Source organism: Burkholderia sp. Bp9142 (assembly GCF_003853415.1).
Classification (GTDB): Bacteria; Pseudomonadota; Gammaproteobacteria; order Burkholderiales; family Burkholderiaceae; genus Burkholderia.
Window position 1 is genome coordinate 83601 of record NZ_QTPP01000005.1, and the last position, 25196, is coordinate 108796.

General features: G+C 68.4%; 25 protein-coding genes and 1 pseudogene. 17 read left to right on the top strand and 9 right to left on the bottom strand.

Features of this window, described 5'->3' with window-relative positions:
* Nucleotides 1-32 precede the first annotated feature (32 nt).
* The 3 genes and pseudogenes from DIE22_RS07670 to DIE22_RS38675 all read left to right on the top strand — a co-directional run.
* Nucleotides 33-1094, top strand: a complete 1062-nt coding sequence (locus DIE22_RS07670) for an aldose 1-epimerase (protein WP_124500255.1) — start codon at nt 33-35, stop codon at nt 1092-1094.
* A gap of 39 nt (nt 1095-1133) precedes the next feature.
* Entirely contained in the window at nt 1134-1961 is an 828-nt protein-coding gene (pyrF, locus tag DIE22_RS07675) for an orotidine-5'-phosphate decarboxylase (RefSeq protein ID WP_124604824.1), read from the top strand.
* A 105-nt stretch (nt 1962-2066) separates the two neighbouring features.
* Nucleotides 2067-2474 (top strand): annotated as a pseudogene (locus tag DIE22_RS38675) (haloacid dehalogenase-like hydrolase); the annotation flags it as partial.
* A gap of 41 nt (nt 2475-2515) precedes the next feature.
* Here DIE22_RS38675 and DIE22_RS07685 read toward each other — a convergent pair.
* From DIE22_RS07685 to thiL, 3 genes are read right to left on the bottom strand one after another with little or no spacing between them, the layout of a single operon-like run.
* A complete protein-coding gene (locus tag DIE22_RS07685) occupies nt 2516-3016 on the bottom strand; it encodes a CinA family protein (protein WP_124604825.1) in 501 nt (166 codons plus the stop codon).
* Nucleotides 3017-3046: 30 nt separating this feature from the next.
* Nucleotides 3047-3592, bottom strand: a complete 546-nt coding sequence (locus DIE22_RS07690) for a phosphatidylglycerophosphatase A (protein ID WP_124500258.1) — start codon at nt 3590-3592, stop codon at nt 3047-3049.
* Nucleotides 3582-4616: a thiamine-phosphate kinase gene (gene thiL / locus DIE22_RS07695; RefSeq protein ID WP_124604826.1), complete on the bottom strand. Its 1035-nt coding sequence runs from the start codon at nt 4614-4616 to the stop codon at nt 3582-3584. The genes DIE22_RS07690 and thiL overlap by 11 nt, the downstream gene beginning before the upstream one ends.
* A gap of 100 nt (nt 4617-4716) precedes the next feature.
* Between thiL and DIE22_RS07700 the strand changes: the two genes are divergently transcribed.
* The 3 genes from DIE22_RS07700 (at nt 4717) to DIE22_RS07710 (ending at nt 8448) form a co-directional block, all read left to right on the top strand.
* Nucleotides 4717-7059 carry an NADP-dependent malic enzyme gene (locus tag DIE22_RS07700; protein WP_409364649.1) on the top strand — a complete coding sequence of 781 codons (2343 nt, stop codon included), beginning with the start codon at nt 4717-4719 and terminating at the stop codon, nt 7057-7059.
* 377 nt (nt 7060-7436) lie between these two features.
* Nucleotides 7437-7868 carry a ribonuclease gene (locus DIE22_RS07705; protein ID WP_006760307.1) on the top strand — a complete coding sequence of 144 codons (432 nt, stop codon included), beginning with the start codon at nt 7437-7439 and terminating at the stop codon, nt 7866-7868.
* 16 nt (nt 7869-7884) lie between these two features.
* Nucleotides 7885-8448: a barstar family protein gene (locus DIE22_RS07710; RefSeq protein WP_124500261.1), complete on the top strand. Its 564-nt coding sequence runs from the start codon at nt 7885-7887 to the stop codon at nt 8446-8448.
* Between the two features lie 277 nt (nt 8449-8725).
* On the opposite strand, the gene DIE22_RS07715 is transcribed toward DIE22_RS07710, so the two are convergent.
* The 3 genes from DIE22_RS07715 to speE all read right to left on the bottom strand — a co-directional run bounded on the left by DIE22_RS07715 (nt 8726) and on the right by speE (nt 10992).
* The gene (locus DIE22_RS07715) at nt 8726-9493 is read right to left on the bottom strand and encodes a 16S rRNA (uracil(1498)-N(3))-methyltransferase (RefSeq protein ID WP_124500262.1); all 768 of its coding nucleotides are present in this window, start codon (nt 9491-9493) and stop codon (nt 8726-8728) included.
* A 17-nt stretch (nt 9494-9510) separates the two neighbouring features.
* Complete coding sequence (locus tag DIE22_RS07720; protein WP_124500263.1) at nt 9511-9927, bottom strand: glyoxalase/bleomycin resistance/extradiol dioxygenase family protein; 417 nt, start codon at nt 9925-9927, stop codon at nt 9511-9513.
* Between the two features lie 207 nt (nt 9928-10134).
* The gene (gene speE, locus DIE22_RS07725) at nt 10135-10992 is read right to left on the bottom strand and encodes a polyamine aminopropyltransferase (protein ID WP_124500264.1); all 858 of its coding nucleotides are present in this window, start codon (nt 10990-10992) and stop codon (nt 10135-10137) included.
* Between the two features lie 260 nt (nt 10993-11252).
* On the opposite strand from speE, the gene tkt reads away from it, so the two are divergent.
* Nucleotides 11253-13280, top strand: coding sequence for a transketolase (gene tkt, locus DIE22_RS07730; protein ID WP_124604827.1), 2028 nt, complete (start codon nt 11253-11255; stop codon nt 13278-13280).
* Between the two features lie 85 nt (nt 13281-13365).
* The gene (gap, locus tag DIE22_RS07735; protein ID WP_124500266.1) at nt 13366-14376 is read left to right on the top strand and encodes a type I glyceraldehyde-3-phosphate dehydrogenase; all 1011 of its coding nucleotides are present in this window, start codon (nt 13366-13368) and stop codon (nt 14374-14376) included.
* A gap of 79 nt (nt 14377-14455) precedes the next feature.
* Here the strand turns inward: gap and DIE22_RS07740 are convergent, their stop codons facing one another.
* The gene (locus DIE22_RS07740; protein ID WP_124604828.1) at nt 14456-15346 is read right to left on the bottom strand and encodes a LysR substrate-binding domain-containing protein; all 891 of its coding nucleotides are present in this window, start codon (nt 15344-15346) and stop codon (nt 14456-14458) included.
* 149 nt (nt 15347-15495) lie between these two features.
* Between DIE22_RS07740 and DIE22_RS07745 the strand changes: the two genes are divergently transcribed.
* The gene (locus tag DIE22_RS07745; protein WP_124500268.1) at nt 15496-16269 is read left to right on the top strand and encodes an SDR family NAD(P)-dependent oxidoreductase; all 774 of its coding nucleotides are present in this window, start codon (nt 15496-15498) and stop codon (nt 16267-16269) included.
* Between the two features lie 16 nt (nt 16270-16285).
* Nucleotides 16286-17344: an L-idonate 5-dehydrogenase gene (locus tag DIE22_RS07750; protein ID WP_124500269.1), complete on the top strand. Its 1059-nt coding sequence runs from the start codon at nt 16286-16288 to the stop codon at nt 17342-17344.
* Nucleotides 17345-17560: 216 nt separating this feature from the next.
* Here the strand turns inward: DIE22_RS07750 and DIE22_RS07755 are convergent, their stop codons facing one another.
* Nucleotides 17561-18253: a FadR/GntR family transcriptional regulator gene (locus tag DIE22_RS07755; RefSeq protein ID WP_124500270.1), complete on the bottom strand. Its 693-nt coding sequence runs from the start codon at nt 18251-18253 to the stop codon at nt 17561-17563.
* A gap of 242 nt (nt 18254-18495) precedes the next feature.
* On the opposite strand from DIE22_RS07755, the gene DIE22_RS07760 reads away from it, so the two are divergent.
* The 3 genes from DIE22_RS07760 to DIE22_RS07770 all read left to right on the top strand — a co-directional run bounded on the left by DIE22_RS07760 (nt 18496) and on the right by DIE22_RS07770 (nt 21465).
* Nucleotides 18496-19815, top strand: coding sequence for a C4-dicarboxylate transporter DctA (locus tag DIE22_RS07760; RefSeq protein WP_124500271.1), 1320 nt, complete (start codon nt 18496-18498; stop codon nt 19813-19815).
* Nucleotides 19816-19918: 103 nt separating this feature from the next.
* Complete coding sequence (gene alc / locus DIE22_RS07765; protein WP_124500272.1) at nt 19919-20926, top strand: allantoicase; 1008 nt, start codon at nt 19919-19921, stop codon at nt 20924-20926.
* 14 nt (nt 20927-20940) lie between these two features.
* Nucleotides 20941-21465, top strand: coding sequence for an ureidoglycolate lyase (locus DIE22_RS07770; protein WP_124500273.1), 525 nt, complete (start codon nt 20941-20943; stop codon nt 21463-21465).
* Between the two features lie 219 nt (nt 21466-21684).
* Here DIE22_RS07770 and fur read toward each other — a convergent pair whose 3' ends face one another.
* Nucleotides 21685-22113, bottom strand: a complete 429-nt coding sequence (gene fur, locus DIE22_RS07775) for a ferric iron uptake transcriptional regulator (RefSeq protein ID WP_011350926.1) — start codon at nt 22111-22113, stop codon at nt 21685-21687.
* 142 nt (nt 22114-22255) lie between these two features.
* Between fur and DIE22_RS07780 the strand changes: the two genes are divergently transcribed.
* The 4 genes from DIE22_RS07780 to DIE22_RS07795 all read left to right on the top strand — a co-directional run bounded on the left by DIE22_RS07780 (nt 22256) and on the right by DIE22_RS07795 (nt 25097).
* Complete coding sequence (locus tag DIE22_RS07780; protein ID WP_124500274.1) at nt 22256-23059, top strand: outer membrane protein assembly factor BamE; 804 nt, start codon at nt 22256-22258, stop codon at nt 23057-23059.
* A 65-nt stretch (nt 23060-23124) separates the two neighbouring features.
* Nucleotides 23125-23922 (top strand): 4-hydroxy-tetrahydrodipicolinate reductase, encoded by a 798-nt coding sequence (gene dapB, locus DIE22_RS07785; RefSeq protein ID WP_124500275.1) that lies wholly within the window; start codon nt 23125-23127, stop codon nt 23920-23922.
* A gap of 19 nt (nt 23923-23941) precedes the next feature.
* Nucleotides 23942-24610 (top strand): MotA/TolQ/ExbB proton channel family protein, encoded by a 669-nt coding sequence (locus tag DIE22_RS07790; RefSeq protein WP_124500276.1) that lies wholly within the window; start codon nt 23942-23944, stop codon nt 24608-24610.
* Between the two features lie 22 nt (nt 24611-24632).
* Nucleotides 24633-25097, top strand: coding sequence for a biopolymer transporter ExbD (locus DIE22_RS07795; protein WP_124500277.1), 465 nt, complete (start codon nt 24633-24635; stop codon nt 25095-25097).
* Nucleotides 25098-25196 lie beyond the last annotated feature (99 nt).

The following is a 25196-nucleotide window of genomic DNA, read 5'->3' on the forward strand; positions in this document are numbered from 1 at the left end:
ATCGCTTCATCGACGAAGGAAAGGAGCTCACCATGACCGCCACGTCCTCGCACGCAGTGTCGTCCACGAGCCAGTCGCGCCGCGCGCGCCTGGCTGCCGCCGCACAGCCGGTCAGCGCCGGCCCGCAGACCGCCGCGTTCGCGCAGGGCGTCGGCGCCGCGCATGCGGCGGCCGTCACGCTGTCGAACGCGGCGCTGCGGCTCGACGTGCTGCCGCACCTCGGCGGCGGCATCGCGCGCTTTGACTGGCGTGGCGACCACGGCGTGCTGGTGCCGGTGTTCCGCCGCTGCGAGCACCCGGAAACGGCGACGGATCCGAACGCGCTCGCGTGCTATCCGCTGCTGCCGTACTCGAACCGGATCGGCAACGGCCGCTTCGAATGCGACGGGCGCAGCGTCGCGGTGCCGCGCAATCGCCGCGACGAGCCGCTGCCGATTCACGGCGACGGCTGGCTCGCGCCGTGGCAGGTGGACGACGCGACCGACACGACGCTGCAGCTGTCGCTCGATCGCGCGAGCGGCGCGCCTTACGCGTTTCGCGCGATCCAGTCGTTCGCGCTCGACGACACGACGCTGTCGATCGCGCTGACGATCGAGAATGCCGGGCGTGCACGGCTGCCGTTCGGGCTCGGCGTGCATCCGTTCCTGGTGCGCGACGACGCGACCGGGCTGGCCGCGGCCGCGGGCGGGCTGTGGCTGTCGGGTGCCGATTTCCTGCCGGTGCGGCACGTGAGCGTGCCGCCGGCCTGGCAGTTCGGTGTCGCTTATCCGCTGCCGGCGACGCTCGTCAATCATGCATTCACCGGCTGGGGCGGCCACGCGACGGTGAGCTGGCCGCGCCGCGGGCTGTCGCTGACAGTGGCGGCCGACGCCGATGCATATGTGCTGTATACGCCGCCCGGCGAGGATTTCTTCTGCTTCGAGCCGGTCGATCATCCGATCAACGCGGTGAACCTGCCGGGCGGCGCGGCCGCGCACGGGATGACGCTGCTCGCGCCGGGCGAGCGGCTCACGCGGCGTTTCGCGTTCACCGTCGAGCGCACCGATACGCGCGCCGATGCGGCCGCGCGCGAGGGACGCCGGCGACGCGGGTAAAATACGCGGTCTACCAACGGTTTGCCGCGAGTATCCGCCATGTCTTCCCCGCTTACTTTCATCGAATCGCTGCGCGCCGCGTGGCAGCGCACGAATTCGCTGCTGTGCGTCGGCCTCGATCCCGAGCCGTCGCGCTTTCCCGTGCAGTTCGACGGCCAACCCGACGCGATCTTCGAATTCTGCCGGCAGATCGTCGACGCGACCGCGCAGTATGCGAGCGCGTTCAAGCCGCAGATCGCCTACTTCGCCGCGCATCGCGCGGAAGACCAGCTCGAGCGCCTGATCGCGCACATCCACCTCCAGCATCCGGGCCTGCCCGTGATCCTCGACGCGAAGCGCGGCGACATCGGCAGCACCGCGGAGCAGTACGCGCGCGAGGCGTTCGAGCGCTATCGCGCGGATGCGGTCACCGTGAACCCGTACATGGGCTACGACTCGGTCGAGCCGTACTTCGAGCATGAAGGCAAGGGCGTGATCGTGCTGTGCCGCACGTCGAACCCGGGCGGCTCGGACCTGCAGTTCCTCGACACCAACGGCCGGCCGCTGTACCAGGTCGTCGCCGACCTCGCGGCGAACCAGTGGAATGCGAGGAACGGCCAGCTCGGCCTGGTGGTCGGCGCGACCTTCCCGAAGGAAATCGAGATCGTGCGCGGGATCGTCGGCGACATGCCGCTGCTGATTCCCGGCATCGGCGCGCAGGGCGGCGACGTGCAGGCGACCGTCAATGCGGGCCGCACCGCCGACGGCACCGGGATGATGATCAACTCGTCGCGCGCGATCCTGTACGCGAGCAACGGCGAGGATTTTGCCGAAGCCGCGGCGCTCGCCGCGCAGAAGACGCGCGACACGATCAACGCGCATCGCTGAAATATGGGCCGCCCGTCGGGGCGGCCCGCTCCGGCAGGCCCGCGAGCGCGAGCGCGGGTCGCCTTGTCCGTTGTTCCCCTCCGCTTTCGTCTCCGCCTGTTGCGGACGACGCTGCTGCGCAACCCGGCGACGGGCGCGTTGACGACGTCGCGGCTGCAGATCAAGGCCGGCAAGTACGACGAGGCCGCGAACCGCGATCTCGTGATCACGCCGTTCCTGATGAACCCGATGACGTGGTACGAAGGCAAGCTCGGCTCGATCGCGGGCTGGATCGACCAGTGGAAGAAGCCGGTGCTCGTCGCGGGCGACACGCCGAAATCGGACGGCTACATGCTGCTGAATGCAACCGACGTCGCGCGCGGCGGCGTGCGCGTGTGGGTGAACAAGAAGGACAGGCAGATGGCCCGGATCCGCGCGTGGTCGGACGAATCGGCCGCGCGGCAGAAGGCGCTCGGCCTGCCGGTCACGGCGGACAGGAACTGGATCGTCGTGAAGCCCGACGCGATCCAGTAAGCGGGGAGGGGCGCCGGCCGCCGCTGCCGGTGCGCCGGTGGTCAGCCTTCGCGCTCGTCGAGCAGCTTCAGCAGCCCGCGCAGCGCATGCGTGGCCGCCTGTGTGCGGATCTGCTCGCGGTCGCCCTTGAACACGCGCGTCTCGACGTCGGTATGCAGCCGGTTGCTCCATGCGAACGACACCGTGCCGACCGGCTTCTTCTCGCTGCCGCCCGCCGGGCCGGCGATGCCGGTGACGGACAGCGCGACCTGCGCGCGGCTGTTGCGCAGCGCGCCTTCGGCCATTGCGCGCGCGACCGGCTCGCTGACGGCGCCGTGCTTCTCGATCAGGTCGGACGGCACGCCGATCATCTCGGTCTTGGCCTGGTTCGAATAGGTGACGAAGCCGCGCTCGAACCACTGGCTGCTGCCGGAGATGTCGGTGATCGCGGCGGCGATCATGCCGCCCGTGCAGGATTCGGCGATGGCGAGCGACAGGTGCTCGTCACGCAGCTTGTTGCCTGCGCGGATCGCAAGCTGGTGGACGACGGAATCGGTTGGCATGCGCGTCGGGAAACGGGAGTCGGAAAACGGTCAGCCGATGACGGAGCGCCACAGGGCGATCACGAGCAGCGTCATGAACGCGGCGATCAGGTCGTCGACCATGATGCCGAGCCCGCCTTTCACGCGACGGTCGAAATAGCGGATCGGCGGCGGCTTGAGCATGTCGAAGAAGCGGAACACGACGAATGCCCACAATTGGCCGATGAAGGTCGCGGGCGTGACGAACAGCATCACGAGCCAGATCGCGACGATTTCGTCCCAGACGACGGCGCCCGGATCGGCGGTGCTCATCTTGCGTGCGGTGAAGCCGGTGATCCACGTGCCGGCGACGAACCCGAGCGCGATCAGCGCCCACCATTCGGGCACCGTCAGGTAGCGGTTGAGCACGACGAACGTCAGCCACCCGAACAGCGAGCCGAACGTGCCGGGCATGAACGGCGCGAGCCCGCTGCCGAAGCCGAGCGACACGATGTGCGCCGGGTGCGACAGCATGAAGCGCGCGGTGGCGCGCTGCGGCACTTTCCGGGCGGCGCCGGGCGCGGCCGCGGTTTGCGCGGTCGTCGGGTCAGTCTGCATGGAAGTGGTCGAAACCGTGCAACGTGAGAGTCAGGGGCGCGCCGGCGGCGTCGCGCCACGCGATCGCGGGCTGCTCCGACGGCGAGGGCAACGCATGTATTGTACCGATTCGCGTGACGCGAACGCCGGCGCGCGCGCCGGCCGCGTCGACCGCCGCGCGGGCCGTGGCCGGCGCGGTGAAGCACAGTTCGTAGTCGTCGCCGCCGGCCAGCGTGCAGCGTCGCTGCACGTCGGGCGGCAGCGTCGCGAGCGCGGCCGAGCGCGGCACCGCGTCCGCGTCGATGTCGGCGCGCACGTTCGAGCGGGTCAGGATGTGCCGCAGGTCGCCGGCGAGGCCGTCCGAGATGTCGAGCGCCGCGTGCGCGACGCCCGCGAGCGCGAGCCCGAGCGCGATGCGCGGCTCGGGACGCTCGAGCGCCTGCCGGAACGCGGCGGCCTCGGCCGCGCCGGCGCTCCATTCGCCGCGCGCGAGCCCGAGCCCCGCGCGGGCGTCGCCGAGCGTGCCGGACACCCACACGTCGTCGCCGTCGCGCGCGGCATCGCGCCGCAGCGCCGCGTCCGGCGCGACTTCACCGAACACGGTCACGCACAGGTTCAGCGGCCCGCTCGTCGTGTCGCCGCCGATCAGCTCGCAGCCGAATCGCTCGGCGAGCGCGAACAGCCCGTTGCTGAACGCCTCGAGCCACGCGGCATCGGCGCGCGGCAGCGCGCACGCGAGCGTGAACGCACGTGGCTCGGCACCCATCGCCGCGAGATCCGACAGGTTGACCGCGAGCGTCTTGTGGCCGAGCGCGTCGGGCGCGACGTCGGCGAAGAAATGGCGGCCTTCGACCAGCATGTCCGTCGAAATGGCCAGCAATTTTCCGGATCGAGGCGCGATCAGCGCGCAATCGTCACCGATGCCGAGCGTCGACGCACGCGCCCCCCGGGCCGCGCGGCGCGCGAAGAAGCGATCGATCAGCGAAAACTCGGACAAGGCGGCTGGCACGGCGGACGGACCCGGAAGCGATGAAAGGAACGGCATTGTACGCAGCGAACGGCGCCGTTCCTGCACCGTTCAGCCCATTTTTGTCGCGGCTGTTGCACCCGAATCGCCGGTCTGGCGGCCGATGATTGGCGCTACAATGCCGTCGAACAGTTATTCTAATCCGCCCGTCACGAGACACATGTCCACCCAAGCCTCCTCCAAAGCCAAGCTCCGCGAAGCCGCGCTCGACTATCACGAATTCCCGACGCCCGGGAAAATCGCGATCGCCCCGACCAAGCAGATGATCAACCAGCGCGACCTCGCGCTCGCGTACTCGCCGGGTGTGGCGTACGCGTGCGAGGAGATCGTCGAGAACCCGCTCAACGCGGCGCGCTTCACCGCGCGCAGCAACCTGGTCGGCGTCGTCACCAACGGCACGGCGGTGCTCGGGCTCGGCAACATCGGACCGCTCGCGTCGAAGCCGGTGATGGAAGGCAAGGCCGTGCTGTTCAAGAAGTTCGCCGGCATCGACGTGTTCGACATCGAACTGAACGAGTCGGACCCGCACAAGCTGGTCGACGTGATCGCCGCGCTGGAGCCGACCTTCGGCGGGATCAACCTGGAAGACATCAAGGCGCCGGACTGCTTCATCGTCGAGCGCGAAGCGCGCAAGCGGATGAAGATTCCGGTGTTCCACGACGACCAGCACGGCACCGCGATCGTCGTGGCCGCGGCCGTCACGAACGGGCTGAAGGTCGTCAACAAGGACATCAAGAAGGTCAAGCTCGTCGCGTCCGGCGCAGGCGCGGCCGCGCTCGCGTGTCTCGACCTGCTCGTCGACATCGGCCTGCCGCTCGAGAACATCACGGTGACCGACCTGGCCGGCGTGGTCTACAAGGGCCGCACCGAGCTGATGGATCCGGACAAGGAGCGTTTCGCCCGCGAAACCGAAGCGCGGACGCTGGCCGAAGTGATCGACGGCGCGGACATCTTCCTCGGGCTGTCGGCCGCGGGCGTGCTGAAGCAGGAGATGGTGAAGGGCATGGCCGAGCGCCCGCTGATCCTGGCGCTCGCGAACCCGACGCCGGAAATCCTGCCGGAACTGGCGCTCGAAGTGCGCCCGGACGCCGTGCTGGCGACTGGCCGGACCGACTATCCGAACCAGGTCAACAACGTCCTGTGCTTCCCGTTCATCTTCCGCGGCGCGCTCGACGTCGGCGCGACGACGATCACGCGTGAAATGGAGATCGCGGCCGTCAATGCGATCGCCGAACTCGCGCAGCACGAGCAGAGCGACATCGTCGCGACCGCGTACGGCATCCAGGATCTGTCGTTCGGGCCCGAATACCTGATTCCGAAGCCGTTCGATCCGCGCCTGATCGTCAAGATCGCGCCGGCCGTCGCGCAGGCCGCGATGGACGGCGGCGTCGCGACGCGCCCGATCGAGGACATGGAGGCGTACCGCGTTCACCTCCAGCAGTTCGTGTACCACAGCGGCACGACGATGAAGCCGATCTTCCAGATCGCGCGCGCCGCTCAGGAAGAGAAGAAGCGCGTCGTGTTCGCGGAAGGCGAGGAAGAGCGCGTGCTGCGCGCCGTTCAGATCATCGTCGACGAGAAGCTCGCGAAGCCGATCCTGATCGGCCGTCCGTCGGTGATCGAGCACCGTATCCAGCGCTACGGCCTGCGCCTCACGCCGGGCACGGACTTCACGGTCGTCAACACCGAGCACGACGAGCGCTACCGCGACTTCTGGCAGACGTACTACAAGATGATGGCGCGCAAGGGCATCAGCGAGCAGCTCGCGCGCGTCGAGATGCGCCGCCGCACGACGCTGATCGGCTCGATGCTGGTGAAGAAGGGCGAAGCCGACGGGATGATCTGCGGCACGATCAGCACCACGCACCGCCACCTGCACTTCATCGACCAGGTGATCGGCAAGCGCCCGGGCTGCAGCGTGTACGCGGCAATGAACGGCCTGGTGCTGCCGGGCCGCCAGATCTTCCTGGTCGACACGCACGTGAACGTCGATCCGACCCCGGAGCAGCTCGCCGAGATCACGATCATGGCCGCGGAAGAAGTGCGCCGGTTCGGCATCGAGCCGAAGGTCGCGCTGCTATCGCACTCGAATTTCGGCACGAGCAACGCACCCTCGGCGCAGAAGATGCGCGATACGCTCGCGATCCTGCAGGAACGTGCGCCGGAACTGAAGGTTGACGGCGAAATGCACGGCGACGTCGCGCTCGACGCGGCGCTGCGCAAGGAAATCCTGCCGGAATCGACGCTGGAAGGTGACGCGAACCTGCTGATCCTGCCGAACATCGACGCCGCGAACATCGCGTACAACCTGCTGAAGACGGCCGCCGGCAACAACATCGCGATCGGGCCGATCCTGCTGGGCGCGGCTCAGCCGGTGCACGTGCTGACCGAATCGGCGACGGTTCGCCGCATCGTCAACATGGCGGCGCTGCTGGTCGCCGACGTGAACGCCGCACGCTGAGCCGGAACGAACGCGCGGTGCCGGTCGAGCCGGTGCCGCGCGTCGGGCGAAATTGTAAACAAAAGCAAAAAGAGGCGTGCCCGCAATGGGCACGCCGCGGGCAGGGCGCAAACGCGCTTCCCATAAGCAACAGCAGCATCTCTCCACTCCGGGTAGCGAGCGCGGCAAGGAGGCAGGGTCTTGCCATACGAGAGATGCCGCTCGTATTTTATCTCATGTAAGATAAATGTAGTCTTGTTTCGGTAAAAAATGCGCGATTCGGTGCCGGGCCGGCCTTTCGATTCCCAAACGAACATTGATTCGCGCGGACAATAGCGCTACGCTAACGCCTTTGGTTGGTCGTCAACTACTTGATTTAACAGCGGGAACCCTGGTTCATGGCACGCAAGTGGCTCCGCAACGGCGCGCTCGCGTCCGTCTTCGCGATGTTCGCGATGGGTATCGTCGGTACGCCGACGGGCAGTCTGGTTTCCGCCGCTTACGCACGGCAGGCCGTTTCGGCCGACCTGGCCGTCGGTGGGGTCGATACGATCCCGACCGCCCGTCTGCCGCGCGAGGCCGTGACCACGCTTGGCCTGATCGGCGCTGGTGGCCCCTATCCGTACGAGAAGGACGGCGTCGTCTTCGGCAACCGCGAGCGGATCCTGCCGAAGGCGAAGCGCGGCTACTACCACGAGTACACGGTGCCGACGCCGCGCGCACGCAATCGCGGCGCGCGCCGGATCGTCTGTGGCGGGCCATTGCGCCGGATCGACAACTGTTATTACACGGACGACCACTACAACAGTTTTAAACGTATTGTTGAATGACTTCGGGATGAACGGCATGAGCGACTCCATCTACGCGCACGACACGGCGGCGGCGGAACTGTTCGCGGCCGGCGACGGCAATCTGTTTCAGCGCGTGATGCAACTACACGCGGCGGCACAGGCCGGCGGCGCGGCGGAGCAACAGGAAGCCGAGCCCGGGCTTTCATCGAACGAGGAGCCTATGAGCCTTTTCACGACCGTGCGACCCAACCTCGTGCAGTCGATCCGCGCGTTCCGCGTGCAGGATCTCGCCGACGAAGCCGGCCGGCTCGGCCAGCATTTCCTGTACGCGTATTGCGGCGCCGCGCAGTCGAAGCAGGAGGTGATGGAGACGATCGCGACGTCGTTCCTGTTTCCGAAGCATTTCGGGAAGAACTACGACGCGCTGTACGACTGCCTGACCGACCTCGTCGCGAAGGCCGGCGCGCAGCCCGGTTTCGTGATCGTCCTCGAAGGGCTGCCGATCGCGCAGAAGTTCGACAAGGAAGGGCGCGAGACGCTGCTCGACGTGTTCCGCGAAGCCGCCGAGTTCTGGGCCGAGCGCAAGGTCGCGTTCCGCGTGTTCTATTCGTTCGCGTAAGCGCGAATCGCGCGTATCCATTGGCCGCGCGCCTGCGGCCGATCTGCCGAAAAGCCCGCGTCAAGCGGGTTTTTTTGCGTCCGCGCGACGCGGACGGGCCGGTGCGGGACGTCGCTCGCCGACACCGGCCTGTCATCGGACGCCTTTTTTCGAGGCAATCCCGGTCGGCCCGGCTGCCGCAGCGGTCGCGCCGGGTGCATGAAACAAACCTTCGAGAGAAGGCCGTTTTCCCATGAATACGCGCCGTGCCACCGCGTGCCACGGCGCGTCGATCTCATCACCATCCGCCCCAGCGCGCCGCGAGCGCTGCCAGCACGGCCGCACCGGCGGTCTCGGTGCGCAGCACGCGGGGCCCGAGCGACAACGCGGTGAACCCGTGTGCGCGGGCCGCGTTTTCCTCGTCCGGCGACAGCCCTCCCTCCGGCCCGATCAGCAGCGTGACGGCTGCCGCGGGCGGCGCGTCGGGCAGCGATGCGAACGGGATGCTCGCGCGCGGCGACAGCAGCAACCGCAACTCACCGCCGGCCGGCGCGGCCGGCAGCGTATCGAGCCACGCGCCGAAGCCCCGTACCGCCGCGACCTCGGGCACGCGGTTGCGCCCGCATTGTTCGCACGACGCGCGCACGACGCCGCGCCAGTGCGCGACGCGTTTGTCCGCGCGCTCGCCCGACAGTTTCACGACGCCGCGCGCGGTCGACAGCGGCACGACCGCCGCGACGCCGAGCTCGACGGCTTTCTCGATCACCCAGTCCATCTTGTCGCCGCCGGCGATGCCTTGCGCGAGCGTCACGCGATAGGGCGGCTCGGCCTCGGCCGGGTCGAACGCTTCGATCTGCGCGAGCGCGTTGCGCTTGTCGATCTCGACGAGCCGCGCGCGGTACTGGCCGCCGCTGCCGTCGAACAGCGCGAGCGTGTCGCCGGGCTGCAGCCGCAGCACTTGCGCGTGACGCGCGACGTCGGCCGGCAGCGTGAGCGTCGCATCGGCGTGCAGCGCCGCTTCGACGAAAAAGCGCGGCACGGCCGCGGTGGTGGTGGCTTCATTCATGCTTGATGCGGCTCCGTTCATGCGACCAGGCGGCGTCCGAGCGCCCAGCGGTAGCCGTCGAGATCCTCGATCTGCGCGAAGCGGTCGCCCCAGAACTGGTCCTGCGGCGCGGTCAGCGACTTCGCGCCTGCGTCGAGCGCGCGCTGCCAGGTCGCGTCGACGTCGTCGACATACAGATAGAACGACTGCGGGGCGGTTGCGTGCGCACTCTTCGGCGTAAGGGCGATCGAGCCGAACGCGCCTTCGGGCGCGAACATCACGATCAGCTGCCCGCGATAGGTCATCTCGACGTGCATGATCGCGCCGTCCTCGTCGTGGACGTCGCGCAGCTCGAAGCCGAATGCGGCCTGGAAGAACTCGATGGCAGCCTGCGCATTGCGCACGGCCAGATAAGGCGTCAACCAAGGCACGTTGGCCGGACGTGGATCGGTCATGAAATCTCCTGTCGAACAGTGTTGGCGCTTGAGCGGCTACGCCGGTCCCATGCCTTGCGGTCGGCGGATAGCGGCGCCCGGGGTTCGGTCCCGCGCCGTGCCGCGGCTACCTCGGCGGGCCCCTGTATCGTCCCGGGCCCGTGCGTCGCGGGTCGAGCGACGGAGAAGGCGCGGCCAACCCGCCGAACGAGGCGTTCGCCCGGAAGCTCAGCGGCGAGCGCCCAGTGTATCGCGCAGCGCGCGCGGCAGGGCAAAGAGGGCCGCATGAAGCCGCGCATCGTAGTAGCGCAAGCCCTGCACGCGGCGTGCGGCGAGCCGTTCGTCGATGTCGTGCGCAAACAGCGCGGCCGCATCGAGCGTGTCGCTCGCGATCGCCATCAGCCATTGGGATCCGTACAGCGGCACGTGCGCGGACAGCGGATCGACGACCGCGAAGCTCGCGCGCAGGTCGTCGAGCAGCGCGGCGATGCGCGCCGTGTGGAACACCGGCGAGCCGAGATGCATCGAGATCGCGCCGCACGGTGTGAGGATCCGCTTGAGCCGCGCGTAGAACTCGCGCGTATAGAGGCCGGCCGCCGGCGAATCGGGCGGCGTGAGGTCGAACACGACGAGATCGAAATGCTCGACGGTCGACGCGACGAAATGCGCGGCGTCGCCGATCACGACCTCGACGCGCGGGTCGTCGAGCGCGCCCTGGTGCACGTCGTCGAGATAGCGGCGCGCCATGCCGACCACTTCGTCGTCGAGCTCCGCGACGACGATCCGCTCGATGCACGCGTGCTTGAGCAGCTGGCGCGCGGCGCCGCCGTCGCCGCCGCCGAGCACGAGCGCCTTGCGCGGGCACGGATGCGCGAGCGCGGCCGGGTGCGTCATGCACTCGTGGTACACGTATTCGTCGCCGACCGACGTCATCGGCCGGCCGTCCAGCGTGAACAGGCGGCCGAGCTGCGGGGTTTCCCAGACCTCGATGTGCTGATGCGGCGACGCGACGTGCGCGAGCCGGCGCGCGTTCGGGAAGCCGTACGCGGCGTCGGGCGTGGGATGGAAGAGAAGGGTCGTGTTCACGGGCGGGCCGCTCGGGGCAGGCAGTTCCGACGTCTGAATTATAGGAGGCGCGCGGTTTGGCGGAAAACCGTGCCGGAACACTACGCGCCGACAAGGGAAATGTCAGCCCATCTGTTAAAATGACGAGCTTTGCAGCCTCGTCCGTAGGCTCCGTCCGCTTCGCGTCCGTCAGGCGCCGCACCGCGCGCCGGGAACGATCGACGCCCGAGCTTCCGGATGCCGCCGTGCCCCGTTTCCTCGACTCGTTCTCCGGACTCGACATGACGACTTCGTCTCCCGCCTCCACCACCCTGATGGCCAACGCGATCCGTGCGCTCGCGATGGACGCCGTCCAGCAAGCGAACTCCGGCCACCCCGGCATGCCGATGGGCATGGCCGAAATCGGCGTTGCGCTCTGGTCGCGCCATCTGAAGCACAACCCGACGAACCCGCACTGGGCGGATCGCGACCGTTTCGTGCTGTCGAACGGCCATGGCTCGATGCTGCTGTACTCGCTGCTGCACCTGACCGGCTACGACCTGCCGATGGAAGAGCTGAAGAACTTCCGCCAGCTGCACTCGAAGACGCCGGGGCACCCGGAATACGGCATCACGCCGGGCGTCGAGACGACCACCGGCCCGCTCGGCCAGGGTCTCGCGAACGCGGTCGGCATGGCGCTCGGCGAAGCGCTGCTGGCCGACGAGTTCAACCGCGACGGCGCGAAGATCGTCGATCACCACACGTACGTGTTCCTCGGCGACGGCTGCCTGATGGAAGGCATCTCGCACGAAGCCTGCTCGCTCGCGGGCACGCTGAAGCTGAACAAGCTGATCGCGCTGTACGACGACAACGGCATCTCGATCGACGGCGACGTCGTGAACTGGTTCCACGACGACACGCCGAAGCGCTTCGAGGCGTACGGCTGGAACGTGATCCCGAACGTGAACGGCCATGACGTCGACGCGGTCGACGCGGCGATCGCGAAGGCGAAGCTGTCGGACAAGCCGACGCTGATCTGTTGCAAGACGGTGATCGGCCAGGGCGCGGCGACCAAGGCGGGCGGTCACGACGTGCACGGCGCGGCGCTCGGCGCGGAAGAAATCGCGAAGACGCGCGAAGCGCTCGGCTGGAAGTGGGAGCCGTTCGTGATTCCGCAGGAAGTCTATGTGGCATGGGACGCGAAGGAAGCCGGCAAGCGTGCCGAGACCGAATGGGATGCGACGTTCGCCGCATATCGCGCGAAATTCCCGGCAGAAGCCGCTGAATTCGAGCGCCGGATGGCCAACAAGCTGCCGGCCGACTGGGCCGAGAAGGCCGCGGCGATCATCGCCGGCGCGAACGAGCGCGCCGAAACGGTTGCGACCCGCAAGGCGTCGCAGCAGGCGATCGAAGGGCTGGCCGCCGCACTGCCGGAACTGCTCGGCGGCTCGGCCGACCTGACCGGTTCGAACCTGACCAACTGGAAGGCGTCGAAGGCGGTGCGCGCGAATCCGGAAGGCGCGGGCGTGCTGCTCGGCAATCACATCAACTACGGCGTGCGCGAATTCGGCATGAGCGCCGCGATCAACGGCCTCGCGCTGCACGGCGGCCACAAGCCGTTCGGCGGCACGTTCCTGACGTTCTCCGACTACAGCCGCAACGCGCTGCGCGTCGCGGCGCTGATGAAGGTCCCGTCGATCTTCGTGTTCACGCACGATTCGATCGGCCTCGGCGAAGACGGCCCGACGCACCAGTCGATCGAGCACGTGTCGAGCCTGCGCCTGATCCCGAACCACGACGTGTGGCGTCCGGCCGACACGGTCGAGACGGCCGTCGCATGGACGCACGCGGTTGCCGCCGACCGTCCGTCGAGCCTGATCTTCAGCCGCCAGAACCTCGCGTTCAACCCGCGCACCGATGCGCAGATCGCGAACGTCGCGAAGGGCGGCTACGTGCTGAAGGACTGGGACGAAGAGATCGTCGCGCGCAAGATCATCCTGATCGCGACGGGCTCGGAAGTCGAGCTCGCGATGAAGGCCGTCGCGCCGCTCGCGCAGCAGGGCATCGCGGCCCGCGTCGTGTCGATGCCGTCGACCAACGTGTTCGACCGCCAGGACGCCGAATACCGCGAACGCGTGCTGCCGCACGGCGTGCGCCGCGTCGCGATCGAAGCGGGCGTGACCGCGTTCTGGCACAAGTACGTCGGCCTCGAAGGCGGCATCGTCGGGATCGACACGTTCGGCGAATCGGCGCCGGCCGGCGTGCTGTTCAAGTACTTCGGCTTCACCGTCGAGCACGTCGTCGAGACCGCGAAGGCCGTGCTGGCCTAAAAGCATTCGCGACGCGCGCCATGCCGCGCGCGTCGCACCGTGAAGCTGCACGAAACGAATTTTTTCAGCCATCAGGAGATAGACCATGACGATCCGCGTCGCAATCAACGGCTACGGCCGTATCGGCCGCAACACGCTGCGCGCGTTCTATGAAAACGGCAAGAAGCACGATCTCGAGATCGTCGCGATCAACGACCTGGGCGACGCGAAGACCAACGCGCACCTGACCCAGTACGACACCGCGCACGGCAAGTTCCCGGGCGAAGTGTCGGTCGACGGCGACTACCTCGTCGTGAACGGCGACAAGATCCGCGTGCTGGCCAACCGCAACCCGGCGGAACTGCCGTGGGGCGAGCTCGGCGTCGACGTCGTGATGGAATGCACGGGCTTCTTCACGACGAAGGAAAAGGCGAGCGCGCACCTGAAGGGCGGCGCGAAGAAGGTGATCATCTCGGCGCCGGGCGGCAAGGACGTCGACGCGACGATCGTCTACGGCGTGAACCACGACGTGCTGAAGGCCGAGCACACCGTCATCTCGAACGCATCGTGCACGACGAACTGCCTCGCGCCGCTCGTCAAGCCGCTGAACGACCGGATCGGCCTCGAAACCGGCCTGATGACGACGATCCACGCGTACACGAACGACCAGGTGCTGACGGACGTCTACCACGAAGACCTGCGCCGCGCGCGTTCGGCCACGCACAGCCAGATCCCGACGAAGACGGGCGCTGCATCGGCCGTCGGCCTCGTGCTGCCGGAACTGAACGGCAAGCTCGACGGCTACGCGATCCGCGTCCCGACGATCAACGTGTCGATCGTCGACCTGTCGTTCATCGCGAAGCGCGACACGACGGTCGAGGAAGTCAACGCGATCATGAAGGAAGCATCGGAAGGCGCGCTGAAGGGCATCCTCGGCTACAACGACGCACCGCTGGTGTCGATCGACTTCAACCACAACCCGGCTTCGTCGACGTTCGACGCAACGCTGACCAAGGTGTCGGGCCGCCTCGTCAAGGTGTCGAGCTGGTACGACAACGAGTGGGGTTTCTCGAACCGCATGCTGGATACGGCAGTCGCATTCGCGAACGCGAAGTAATCCCGCACGTCGTGCGGCCGCCGCGAGGCGGCCCGCGCGGCGAACGAGCCCGGCCCGGTTTATTTACCGGCCGGGTTTTTTATTGCCCGGCGTTCGCCGTCACGTGTTCGAGCGCGTCGACGAACGCGTGTTTCAGCGGGCTGTCGAGGTCGGTCCACGCGAGCCCGATGCCGGTGCGGTGGCCGGCCAGGTCGAGCGGCCGCGCGAGCACGTTCGGCGGCAGTGCGCTCGCGGCTTGCGCCGGGATCAGCCCGATGCCCATCCCGGCCGCGACGAGCGCGAGCATCGTCGTGAATTCCCCGAATTCCTGCCCGATCTCGAGCGTCGTGCCCGCACGGCTCAGCGCGAGCAGCATGTCGTCGTGAAAGCCGGGCGCGTAGCGGCGCGCGAGCACGAACGCGGGCTGGCCGCGCAACGCGGCCGGCGCGATCGTGGCGTGCGCGGCGAGGGGATGGTCGAGCGGCAGCGCGACGACGAAGCCTTCCTCGAGCACCACGCGCGTGCCGATGCCCGCATACGCGGCGGGCAGCCGGATCATCCCGAAATCGATGCGCCGGTCGCGCAGTGCGGTGACCTGGTCGGGCGTCGGCAAATCCTTCAGTTCGACCGTGATCAGCGGATAGCGCTCGCGCATCGTGCGCAGCACGGCCGGCAGCAGCGTCGGCAGCACCGACGACACGAACGCGATGCGCAGCGTGCCGATCTCGCCGCGGCTCGACAGCCGCGCCATCTGCTCCGCGCGCGCGGCCTGCTGCAGCGTCGCCCGTGCTTCGGGCAGGAATACGCGCCCCGTGTCGCTGAGTTCGACCTTGTGGCGGTCGCGCTCGAACAGCCGTGCGCCGAGCGCTTCCTCGAGCGCCTTGATCTGCATGCTCAGCGCGGACTGCACGATGAACAGGCGCTGCGCGGCGCGCCCGAAATGCAGCTCTTCCGCGAGTGTGACGAAGGCGCGCAATTGCTTGAGTTCCATGATGGGCGGCCGGCGGCGAACGGTGATCGGATTTCATGATAACCGGATCAAAAAAGACCATTGGCGCGCCCCCGGCCGAGCGCCGAAGATACCCTCGACGCGAGACCGGCCGCGACCGGCGGCCGGCTCGATGGCACGAGGAGACATGCATGAGCAACGCGCTTGACCGGTTCCGCCTGGACGGCCGCCGCGCACTGATCACGGGTTCCGGACGCGGGATCGGGCTGACGCTCGCCCGCGGGCTCGCGCAAGCCGGTGCGGCAATCGTGATCAACGATCGCAATGAGGAGAAGGCCGCGACGCTCGCGCGCCATTTCCGCGAGGAAGGCTTCGCGGCCGACTACGCAGTGTTCGACGTCGCCGAGCACGCGCAGGTGCGCGCGGCGATCGACGATTTCGAGGCGCGCGTCGGCGCGATCGACATCCTCGTGAACAACGCGGGCATCCAGCGCCGCGCGCCGCTCGATGCATTCGATCCGGACGACTGGCACGCGCTGATGCGCGTGAATCTCGACGGTGTGTTCAACGTCGCGCAGGCGGTGGCGCGCCACATGATCACGCGCGGCCGCGGCAAGATCATCAATATCTGCTCGGTGCAGAGCGAACTCGCACGGCCGACGATCGCGCCGTATGCGGCGACGAAGGGCGCGGTGCGGATGCTGACGAAAGGGATGTGCGCCGACTGGGCGCGTCACGGCATCCAGGCGAACGGCCTCGCGCCCGGCTATTTCGAGACCGAACTGAATCGCGCGCTGGTCGACGACGCGGCGTTCTCCGACTGGCTGTGCAAGCGCACGCCGGCCGGACGCTGGGGGCGCGTCGACGAGCTGTGCGGCGCGGCGATCTTCCTCGCGTCGGCCGCATCCGATTTCGTGAACGGCCAGACGCTGTTCGTCGACGGCGGGCTGACCAGCGCCGTCTAGGGAAGGGAGGAACGTCATGCGTATGCGTTGCATGTGTCTCGTGATCCATGGGCCGAACGACTTGCGGCTCGAAGAGCAGGACGCGGGCGAGATCGGCCCGGGACAGGTGCGTGTCGATGTCGCGATGGGCGGCATCTGCGGCTCCGACCTGCATTACTTCCGGCATGGCGGCTTCGGCGCGATCCGGCTGCAGCAGCCGATGGTGCTCGGCCATGAAGTGGCCGGCACGGTCGCGGCGGTCGCGCCGGACGTGACGTCGGTGAAGGTCGGCGATCGCGTCGCGGTGAATCCGAGCCGCCCGTGCGGCGCGTGCCGCTACTGCCTCGAAGGGTTGCCGAACCAGTGTCTCGACATGCGCTTCTACGGCAGCGCGATGCGCATGCCGCACGTGCAGGGCGCGTTTCGCAACGCGCTCGTGTGCGACGCCGCGCAGTGCGTGAAGGTGGCGGACCATGTGCCGCTGTCGCTCGCGGCGCTCGCCGAGCCGTTCGCGGTCGGGCTGCACGCGGTATCGCGCGCGGGCCCGCTGATCGGCCGGCGCGTGCTCGTGTCGGGGTGCGGGCCGATCGGTGTGCTGGCGGTCGCGGCGGCGCGCGTGCACGGCGCGGCGGAGATCGTCGCAACCGACGTGGTCGATGCGCCGCTCGAGGTTGCTCGCGCGCTCGGCGCCGACCGCACGATCAACGCGGCGACCGACGGCGGCTGGGTCGCGCGCCACGGCGCCGACAAGGGCACGTTCGACGTGATGATCGAGTGTTCGGGCAATGCGCGCGCGCTGCGCGACGGCCTCGACGTGATGCGGCCGCGCGGCGTCGTCGTGCAGCTCGGGCTCGGCGGCGACGTCAGCCTGCCGCAGAACGTCGTGGTCGCGAAGGAACTGTCGATCTGCGGCTCGTTCCGCTTCCATGCGGAATTCGCGCTCGCGGTGCAGCTGATCAATGCGGAGCGCGTCGACCTGCGCCCGGCCGTGACGGGCGTGTTTCCGATGCGCGACGCGAACCACGCGTTCGAGCTGGCCGGCGACCGGCAGCGCGCGATGAAGGTGCTGATCGATTTCGCGGACGAGGGCGCATGATTATCCGCTGATGGCGCGCGATTGCGCCGACGCAAAAAAGGCACGCCCGCGGGTTCGCGGAGCGTGCCTTTTCAATTGATGACGCGGGAGCGGCTTATTGCGTGGCTTGCCGCGCGCCCACGCGCTGCGACGCGAGCCACAGCCGACGTCGCCGCGAGCGCGCCGACGGTCTCGAGCGGGCCGATCTGCCCGTCGGAATGGCTGCATGACGCTGCGTCACGCGCCCGGCGTCGGGAAGAAGATGCCCGCGCGCTGCGCGGCGTTCGTGATGTGCGTCTCGATCGCGGTGCCGGCCGCTGCCGCATCGCGGGCGATCAGCGCGTCGACGATCGCGCGGTGCTCGTGCCATGTCGACAGCAGAAGCTCGCGCCGGTAGAACGGCATGCGCTGGCTTTCCTTCATGATGTCCGCGCTGCTGCGCAGCACCGACTCGATCGCCGCGTTGCCCGCGAGATGGATGATCCGCATGTGGAAGTCGAAGTCGAGCCGCGACGCTTCGTCGAGCGCACTTTCGGTCAGCGCGACGTGCAGGCCGGCGAGGTTGTCCTCGAACCACGCGATGTCGTCGTCGGTGACGACGTGCGCGGCCATCCGCGCGGCGAACCCTTCGAGCGCATAGCGCATCTGGTACGTGTCGGGCGGCGACGACTGCTCGGCGAACTGCCACGGATGGGCGGCCGTCGCCTGCGCGCTTTCGACATACACGCCCTTGCCGGCGCGGATGCGCAGCATCCCGAGCGCCTCGAGCGTGGACAGCGCCTCGCGCAGCGACGCGCGGCTGATCTCCAGCTCCTCGGAGAGCTGGCGCTGGGCCGGCAGCAGGCTGCCGACCGGATATACGCCTGCCTCGATCCGGTCGCGGATCGTCGCGATGGCGGCGTCGGTCACGGTGTGCGGAACATTTTTCATGATGTGAACGATGGCCGGTCTGACCGGTATTGTAATCCGCACGCGCGCGGTGCAAGCGCGGCCTACGGGAAAGCCACGATCAGCCCCCGTTTGGTGCATCGCACGCACACGCGACGGGGCGGGAAATCCCTATTCGATCCGTCCTTGACGCGACTATATCGGCTTCCTACTATCCACCATAACATCACTGGTCTTACCAGTATGAACAGACGAAACTGCAACCGTTGGATCGGGAGAGCGCCGTGTCGAAATTCCTCAACTCGCTGTTTGGCCGGGTAGTCGTCGCACTAATCCTGGGGGTCGCGCTCGGCGCGTTCTTCCCGCATTTCGCCGAGTCGCTGCGACCGCTCGGCGACGGCTTCCTGAAGCTCATCAAGATGGTCATCGGCCCGATCGTGTTCTGCGTCGTGGTCAGCGGGATGGCCAATGCGGGCGACCTGAAGAAGGTCGGCCGGGTCGGCCTGAAGGCCGTCATCTACTTCGAGATCATGACGACGCTCGCGCTCGGCATCGGTCTGGTACTCGCGTGGCTCACGCGCCCGGGCGTCGGGATGAACATCGACCTGCGCTCGCTCGACGCGGCCTCGCTCGCGTCGTACGCGAAGAACGCCGAAAGCCTGAAGGACACGGCCGGCTACCTGATGAAGATCATCCCCGACACCGCGATCGACGCGTTCGCGAAGGGCGACATCCTGCAGATCCTTGTGTTCGCGGTGCTGTTCGGCTCCGCGCTGTCGCTGCTCGGCGACAAGGCGCAGCGCGTGAACAGCCTGATCGAGGAACTGTCGCACGTGTTCTTCCGCATCATCGGCTTCATCATCAAGCTTGCACCGCTCGGCGTGCTCGGCGCGATCGCGTTCACGACCGGCAAGTACGGGGTCGCATCGCTCAAGCAGCTCGGCTATCTCGTCGCGGTGTTCTACCTGAGCTGCTTCGTGTTCGTCACGGTCGTGCTGGGCGCGGTGATGCGCATGGCGGGCTTCTCGGTGTTCAAGCTGATCCGCTACCTGCGCGAGGAACTGTCGATCGTGCTCGGCACGGCATCGTCGGACGCGGTGCTGCCGCAGGTGATGAGCAAGCTCGAATACATGGGCATCAAGGATTCGACGGTCGGCCTCGTGATTCCGACCGGCTATTCGTTCAACCTCGACGGCTTCTCGATCTACCTGACGCTCGCCGTGCTGTTCATCGCGCAGGCCACCAACACGCCGCTGTCCACGCATGACCTGATCGTCGTGCTGCTCGTGTCGCTCGTCACGTCGAAGGGCGCGCACGGAATTCCGGGCTCGGCGATCGTGATCCTCGCGGCGACGCTGTCGGCGATTCCCGCGATTCCGGTGCTGGGCCTCGTGCTGATCCTGCCGGTCGACTGGTTCGTCGGGATCGCCCGCGCGCTGACCAACCTGATCGGCAACTGCGTTGCGACGGTGGTCGTCGCGGTGTGGGAAAACGACATCGATCGGGCCCGCGCGAAGCGCGTGCTGAACCGCGAACTGCGCTACGTGGCCGACGCGCAGGGCAGCGACGCACCGGTCGCCGGCGACCAGGCGCACGCGCTCTGAGCGCACCCCCGCGCGAAGCGGCTTCCCCGACCGCGTCGCGCGATCGACTTCCCGCGGCCGGCGCGACGACGCGCCGGCCCCTCTAAAGATCAATGGAGACGACATGGCAGCCCCCATCCTCGACCCGAACGCGCCGGCCTTCACGCGACGCTACATGAACCTCGCCGACCCGCGCCTGGGCGCGCAGGCGCTGTTCGCCAGCGACGAATTCTTCGCACCGAAGGAGCGCATGCTGAATCCCGAGCCGGCGGTCTTCATTCCCGGCAAGTACGACGACCACGGCAAGTGGATGGACGGCTGGGAGACACGCCGCAAGCGCACCACCGGCCATGACTTCTGCGTGGTCCGGCTGGCGCGGCCGGGCGTGATTTACGGCGTCGATCTCGATACGAGCCACTTCACCGGCAACTTCCCGCCGGCCGCGTCGATCGAGGCCTGCGCGGTGGACGGCGACACGCCGCCGGACGACGCCGAATGGCGCACGATCGTTCCCGCGACGACGCTGCAGGGCAATTCGCATCACTACGTGAGCGTCGACGATGCGCGGCCGGTCACGCACCTGCGCGTGAACCTGTATCCGGACGGCGGGCTCGCGCGGCTGCGCGTGTACGGCCAGCCGCAGCGCGACTGGCGCCACGTGCCGGCGGGCGAGCTCGTCGATCTCGCGGCGATCGAGAACGGCGGCTACCTGGTGGCCGCGAACAACCAGCACTTCGGCCCGGCCTCGCAGATGCTGATGCCGGGGCGCGGCGCGAACATGGGCGACGGCTGGGAAACGCGGCGCCGCCGCGAGCCCGGCAACGACTGGGCGATCGTCGCGCTGGCGCGGCCGGGCATCATCCGGCGCGTGGAGGTCGATACGGCGTTCTTCAAGGGCAACTTCCCCGACCGCTGTTCGCTGCAGGCCGCGCGGGTCACGGGCGGCACCGACGATTCGCTCGTCACGCAGGCGATGTTCTGGGCCGAACTGCTCGGCGAGCAGAAGCTGCAGATGGACCACGTGCATACGTTCGACCAGCTCGCGGCACTCGGCCCCGTCACGCACGTGCGCTTCAACATCTTCCCGGACGGCGGCGTGTCGCGCCTGCGTCTGTGGGGCGATCCGGCTTGAAGGAGGGCAAGGGCATGAGCGCACCCCGCATCCTGCGCGTCGAGCGCCTGACCCGCGAGGCGTTCGCGCCGTTCGGCGACGTGATCGCGCTCGAAGGCGCGCGGCACTTTCCGATCAACGGCGGCACGACCGAGCGCTTCCACGATCTCGCGACGATCGACGTCTGCGCGGACGGCGGCCGGCCGCTCGTCAGCGTGTTTCGCGCGCAGCCGCGCGCGCTGCCGGTCGCGATCACGCTGATGGAGCGGCATCCGCACGGCAGCCAGGCATTCATCCCGCTGGCGGCCGTGTCGCGCTACGCGATCGTCGTCGCGCCGGCCGGCGAGTTCCGGCCCGACGCGATGCGCGCGTTCCTGGCCGAAGGCTGGCAGGGCGTGAATTACGCGAAGGGTGTCTGGCACCATCCGCTGCTCGCGCTCGACGCGGTCAGCGACTTCGTGATCGTCGACCGCGGCGGCCCGCAGCCGAACTGCGACGAGATTCCGCTCGACGACGCGTGGGCGCTCGAGTTCGAGCCGGCGCGCGCGAGCGCGGCCTGACGCGCGCGAAGGCGGGATCACGCATCAGGCTCAGGCGTCGATCATCGAGCATCGACGATCGCGCGGCGGCGGCACGGCTCGCCGCCGCACGATCGATTGAAAACGTTCCGGCCCGGCCCGCACGCGACGCGCGGGCCGCTTTCATTCCTGTCCCGAAAAGAACACGGCCCGGGCGGCGAGATGCCGGCCGGGCCGTCGCGCATGCGCGCAGGATGCGGATCAGTGCTTGCGGTGCGGGCAGTTCTCGGTCGTGCAGGAACCGTACATCGCGAGCGAGTGTTCCTGGAGCCGGAAGCCGCGTTCCTTCGCGATCGCCTGCTGGCGGCCTTCGATCTCGGCATCGAAGAATTCCTCGACACGGCCGCAATCGAGGCAGACGAGGTGATCGTGGTGCGAACCTTCATTCAGTTCGAACACGGCCTTGCCGGATTCGAAGTTGCTGCGCGTGAGCAGGCCGGCTTGCTCGAACTGCGTGAGCACGCGGTAAACGGTGGCAAGCCCGATGTCGAGCTGCTCGTTGAGCAGGTTGCGGTAGACGTCTTCGGCCGTCAGGTGACGCACGGGGCTCTGCTGGAAGATCTCGAGAATCTTGAGGCGCGGTAGGGTGGCCTTTAGCCCGATATTCTTGAGATCCGTCGGATTGGTCATGGCTAGGCATCCCTAGAGTACAATGCAGGGCTTCAATGTTACCGGCTTTTCGCCGTTCCAGAAACACGCGCGACCCGCGACGCGGGCCAGCACGGTGACGGAAATGTTCCCGGAATCTCTTTCGCACTTTCAGAGGAGTCGCATGCGGAGTGCCATCATCGCTGCCGCCGCCGTTGCCGCGCTGGCTGGTTGTTCGTCGTACGACAGCGTGACGCAGCGCATCGCGCAGAGCATCACGCCCTATCGGATCACTGTCGTGCAGGGCAACTTCGTGTCGCAGGAGAAGGCCGCGCAGCTGCAGGCCGGGATGACGCGCGAGCAGGTCCGCGCGTTGCTCGGCACGCCGCTGCTGTCGGACATGTTCCATGCCGACCGCTGGGATTACCTCTTTTACTTCAAGCGCGGCTCGACGTCCGTCGTCCAGCAGCGCGACCTCGTGCTGACGTTCTCGGGCGATCGCCTCGCGAGCTGGTCGGGCGCCGAGAACCTGCCGTCCGAACTCGACCTGCTGGCCGATATCGACGGCGACCGCGGCGGCAAGAAGGCGAAGGCCGCCGCCGCGGCGAAGAAGGCGGCCGAAGCCGCTGCCGCTGCGAGCGCCGCGCAGGCTGCCGCTGCCGCGAGCCCGTCCGCCGGGGCGGCATCCGGCGCGGCGGTCGACCAGGATGCGAATGCCCAGGCGGCGCGCGCGGCGAACCGCGCGACCAACCAGGTGTCGGGCCAGGGCGCGACCGCCCGCCGCTTCACGCCGTCCGCGCAGGCCTCGGCCGGCGCGCCGGTGCCGGGCGGCCAGCCGCCGGGCGCCGCGCCGGCGATCCAGCCGCAGTTCCAGTTCCATCGGCCGCCGCAGCCGAACGTGCCGAGCGAGGCGTCGCCGCCCGTCGGCCCGCAAGGCTCCGACAACCTGCAGAACCAGCCGCTCACCGCGCCGGCCCAGTCGCAGTAAGCGGCCAGCGTGCGGAAACAGGGCGGCATGCGCCGCCCGCCTTTAGACCTGTCGTGTAGAAAGCCATGAAGATTGCGATTGCCGGTGCATCGGGCCGTATGGGCCGGATGCTGATCGAAGCCGTTCTCAACGATTCCGACGCGCAGCTCGTCGGCGCGCTCGACCGCGCCGATTCGCCGTTCCTCGGCCAGGACGCAGGTGCGTTCCTGGGCAAGGAAACCGGGATCAAGCTGACCGACGACCTCGATGCCGTGTTCGCGCAGGCCGACTACCTGATCGACTTCACGCGGCCGGAAGGCACGATCGCGCACGTCGCGGCCGCGCTGCGCCACGACGTGAAGCTCGTGATCGGCACGACCGGCTTCACCGCCGAGCAGAAGGCCGAGCTGCAGGCCGCGGCAGGCAGGATCGGCATCGTGTTCGCGGCGAACATGAGCGTCGGCGTGAACGTCACGCTGAAGCTGCTCGAATTCGCGGCGAAGCATTTCTCGCACGGTTACGACATCGAGATCATCGAGGCGCACCACCGTCACAAGGTCGACGCGCCGTCGGGTACCGCGCTGATGATGGGCGAGGCCGTGGCCGGCGCGCTCGGGCGCTCGCTCGACGACTGCGCGGTATACGGCCGCCAGGGCGTGACGGGCGAACGCGATCCGTCGACGATCGGCTTCGCGGCCGTGCGCGGCGGCGACATCGTCGGCGATCACACGGTGCTGTTCGCCGGGATCGGCGAACGGATCGAGATCACGCACAAGTCGTCGAGCCGCGTGTCGTACGCGCAGGGCGCGCTGCGTGCGGTCCGCTTCCTGTCGGCGCGCGGCGCCGGCCTGTTCGACATGCAGGACGTGCTCGGCCTGCGCTGACCCACACGGGGAAACTCCGATGGCGATTCCCACCGGCGTTGTCCACTACCTCGAAAGCGGCGATGCGATCACGCACGCCGTCGCCTATGTGCTGCTGGCGATGTCCGTCGCCAGCTGGTGCTTCCTCGTCATGAAAGCCTGGCTGCTGGTCCGCGCGAAGCGGCAGGGGCCGCGCGCGCTCGCCGCGTTCTGGCGCGCGGCGTCGCTCGACGCGGGCATCGCCGCGCTCGCCGGCACCGATCGCGAGCGCGTGTTCGTGCCGCTCGCCGAAGCCGCGCGCGATGCGGCCGACGAACACGATCCGGCCGCGCTGGCCGCGCGTGTCGAGCGCAGCGAACGCGTGCTGCGCGCGCTGCGTCACGCGATGCTGCGCTCGCAGCGGCGGCTCGAGTTCGGCCAGGTGCTGCTCGCGTCGATCGGCAGCACCGCGCCGTTCGTCGGGCTGCTCGGCACCGTGTGGGGCATCTACCACGCGCTCGGCAGCATCGCCGCGAGCGGGCAGGCGCAGATCGAGAACGTCGCGGGGCCGGTCGGCGAGGCGCTGATCATGACCGCGTTCGGGCTCGTCGTCGCGATCCCCGCGGTGCTCGCCTACAACATCCTCGGGCGGCTCGTGCGCCAGCTCGCCGAGGAGCTCGACGGCTTCGCGCGCGACCTGCACGTATTCGTGTGCGCGCAAGGCGCCTGACGCGCGGCCGGGAGGAACGACCATGGCATTCGGCGGACTGGAGCACCACAAGACGTCCGCGCCGATGGCGGAGATCAACATGACGCCGCTGATCGACGTGATGCTCGTGCTGCTCGTCATCTTCATCATCACCGCGCCGCTGATGACGCACGCGATCCGGCTCGACCTGCCGAAGGTCGCGGCCAGCGTCGCGCGCGACACGCCGCAAGCGGTCACGCTGTCGATCGATGACGCCGGCAAGCTGTACTGGGACGACACACCCGTCGCACTCGACGCGCTGCCGGCGCGCTTGCGGGCCGCCGCCGCGAGCGCCGCACCGCCCGAGCTGCGGCTGCGCGCGTCGCGCGCGACCCGCTACGACGTGATCGCGCAGGTGATGGGCGCCGCGCAGGCCGCGGGCCTCGTGCGGATCGGCTTCGTCACCGACGTGCCGCCGGCGGGCGCCGCGCCGGCTGCCGCGCCGGCTGCCGCGGGCGCGAAACCCTGACCTGTCGGCTGCCTGCGAGCCCCGTGCAGGCAAGAATGCGTCCCGTCCCGCGAGACCGGCCGTACCGCCCGCCACGGACGGTATAATCGTCGTTTTCGC

Coding starts and splice junctions, on each gene's coding strand:
- DIE22_RS07670 (WP_124500255.1), top strand. CDS start 33: ATGACCGCCACGTCCTCGCACGCAGTGTCGTCCACGAGCCAGTCGCGC.
- pyrF (WP_124604824.1), top strand. CDS start 1,134: ATGTCTTCCCCGCTTACTTTCATCGAATCGCTGCGCGCCGCGTGGCAG.
- DIE22_RS07685 (WP_124604825.1), bottom strand. CDS start 3,016: ATGCCAACCGATTCCGTCGTCCACCAGCTTGCGATCCGCGCAGGCAAC.
- DIE22_RS07690 (WP_124500258.1), bottom strand. CDS start 3,592: ATGCAGACTGACCCGACGACCGCGCAAACCGCGGCCGCGCCCGGCGCC.
- thiL (WP_124604826.1), bottom strand. CDS start 4,616: ATGCCGTTCCTTTCATCGCTTCCGGGTCCGTCCGCCGTGCCAGCCGCC.
- DIE22_RS07700 (WP_409364649.1), top strand. CDS start 4,717: ATGCCGTCGAACAGTTATTCTAATCCGCCCGTCACGAGACACATGTCC.
- DIE22_RS07705 (WP_006760307.1), top strand. CDS start 7,437: ATGGCACGCAAGTGGCTCCGCAACGGCGCGCTCGCGTCCGTCTTCGCG.
- DIE22_RS07710 (WP_124500261.1), top strand. CDS start 7,885: ATGAGCGACTCCATCTACGCGCACGACACGGCGGCGGCGGAACTGTTC.
- DIE22_RS07715 (WP_124500262.1), bottom strand. CDS start 9,493: ATGAATGAAGCCACCACCACCGCGGCCGTGCCGCGCTTTTTCGTCGAA.
- DIE22_RS07720 (WP_124500263.1), bottom strand. CDS start 9,927: ATGACCGATCCACGTCCGGCCAACGTGCCTTGGTTGACGCCTTATCTG.
- tkt (WP_124604827.1), top strand. CDS start 11,253: ATGACGACTTCGTCTCCCGCCTCCACCACCCTGATGGCCAACGCGATC.
- gap (WP_124500266.1), top strand. CDS start 13,366: ATGACGATCCGCGTCGCAATCAACGGCTACGGCCGTATCGGCCGCAAC.
- DIE22_RS07740 (WP_124604828.1), bottom strand. CDS start 15,346: ATGGAACTCAAGCAATTGCGCGCCTTCGTCACACTCGCGGAAGAGCTG.
- DIE22_RS07745 (WP_124500268.1), top strand. CDS start 15,496: ATGAGCAACGCGCTTGACCGGTTCCGCCTGGACGGCCGCCGCGCACTG.
- DIE22_RS07750 (WP_124500269.1), top strand. CDS start 16,286: ATGCGTATGCGTTGCATGTGTCTCGTGATCCATGGGCCGAACGACTTG.
- DIE22_RS07755 (WP_124500270.1), bottom strand. CDS start 18,253: ATGAAAAATGTTCCGCACACCGTGACCGACGCCGCCATCGCGACGATC.
- alc (WP_124500272.1), top strand. CDS start 19,919: ATGGCAGCCCCCATCCTCGACCCGAACGCGCCGGCCTTCACGCGACGC.
- DIE22_RS07770 (WP_124500273.1), top strand. CDS start 20,941: ATGAGCGCACCCCGCATCCTGCGCGTCGAGCGCCTGACCCGCGAGGCG.
- fur (WP_011350926.1), bottom strand. CDS start 22,113: ATGACCAATCCGACGGATCTCAAGAATATCGGGCTAAAGGCCACCCTA.
- DIE22_RS07780 (WP_124500274.1), top strand. CDS start 22,256: ATGCGGAGTGCCATCATCGCTGCCGCCGCCGTTGCCGCGCTGGCTGGT.
- dapB (WP_124500275.1), top strand. CDS start 23,125: ATGAAGATTGCGATTGCCGGTGCATCGGGCCGTATGGGCCGGATGCTG.
- DIE22_RS07790 (WP_124500276.1), top strand. CDS start 23,942: ATGGCGATTCCCACCGGCGTTGTCCACTACCTCGAAAGCGGCGATGCG.
- DIE22_RS07795 (WP_124500277.1), top strand. CDS start 24,633: ATGGCATTCGGCGGACTGGAGCACCACAAGACGTCCGCGCCGATGGCG.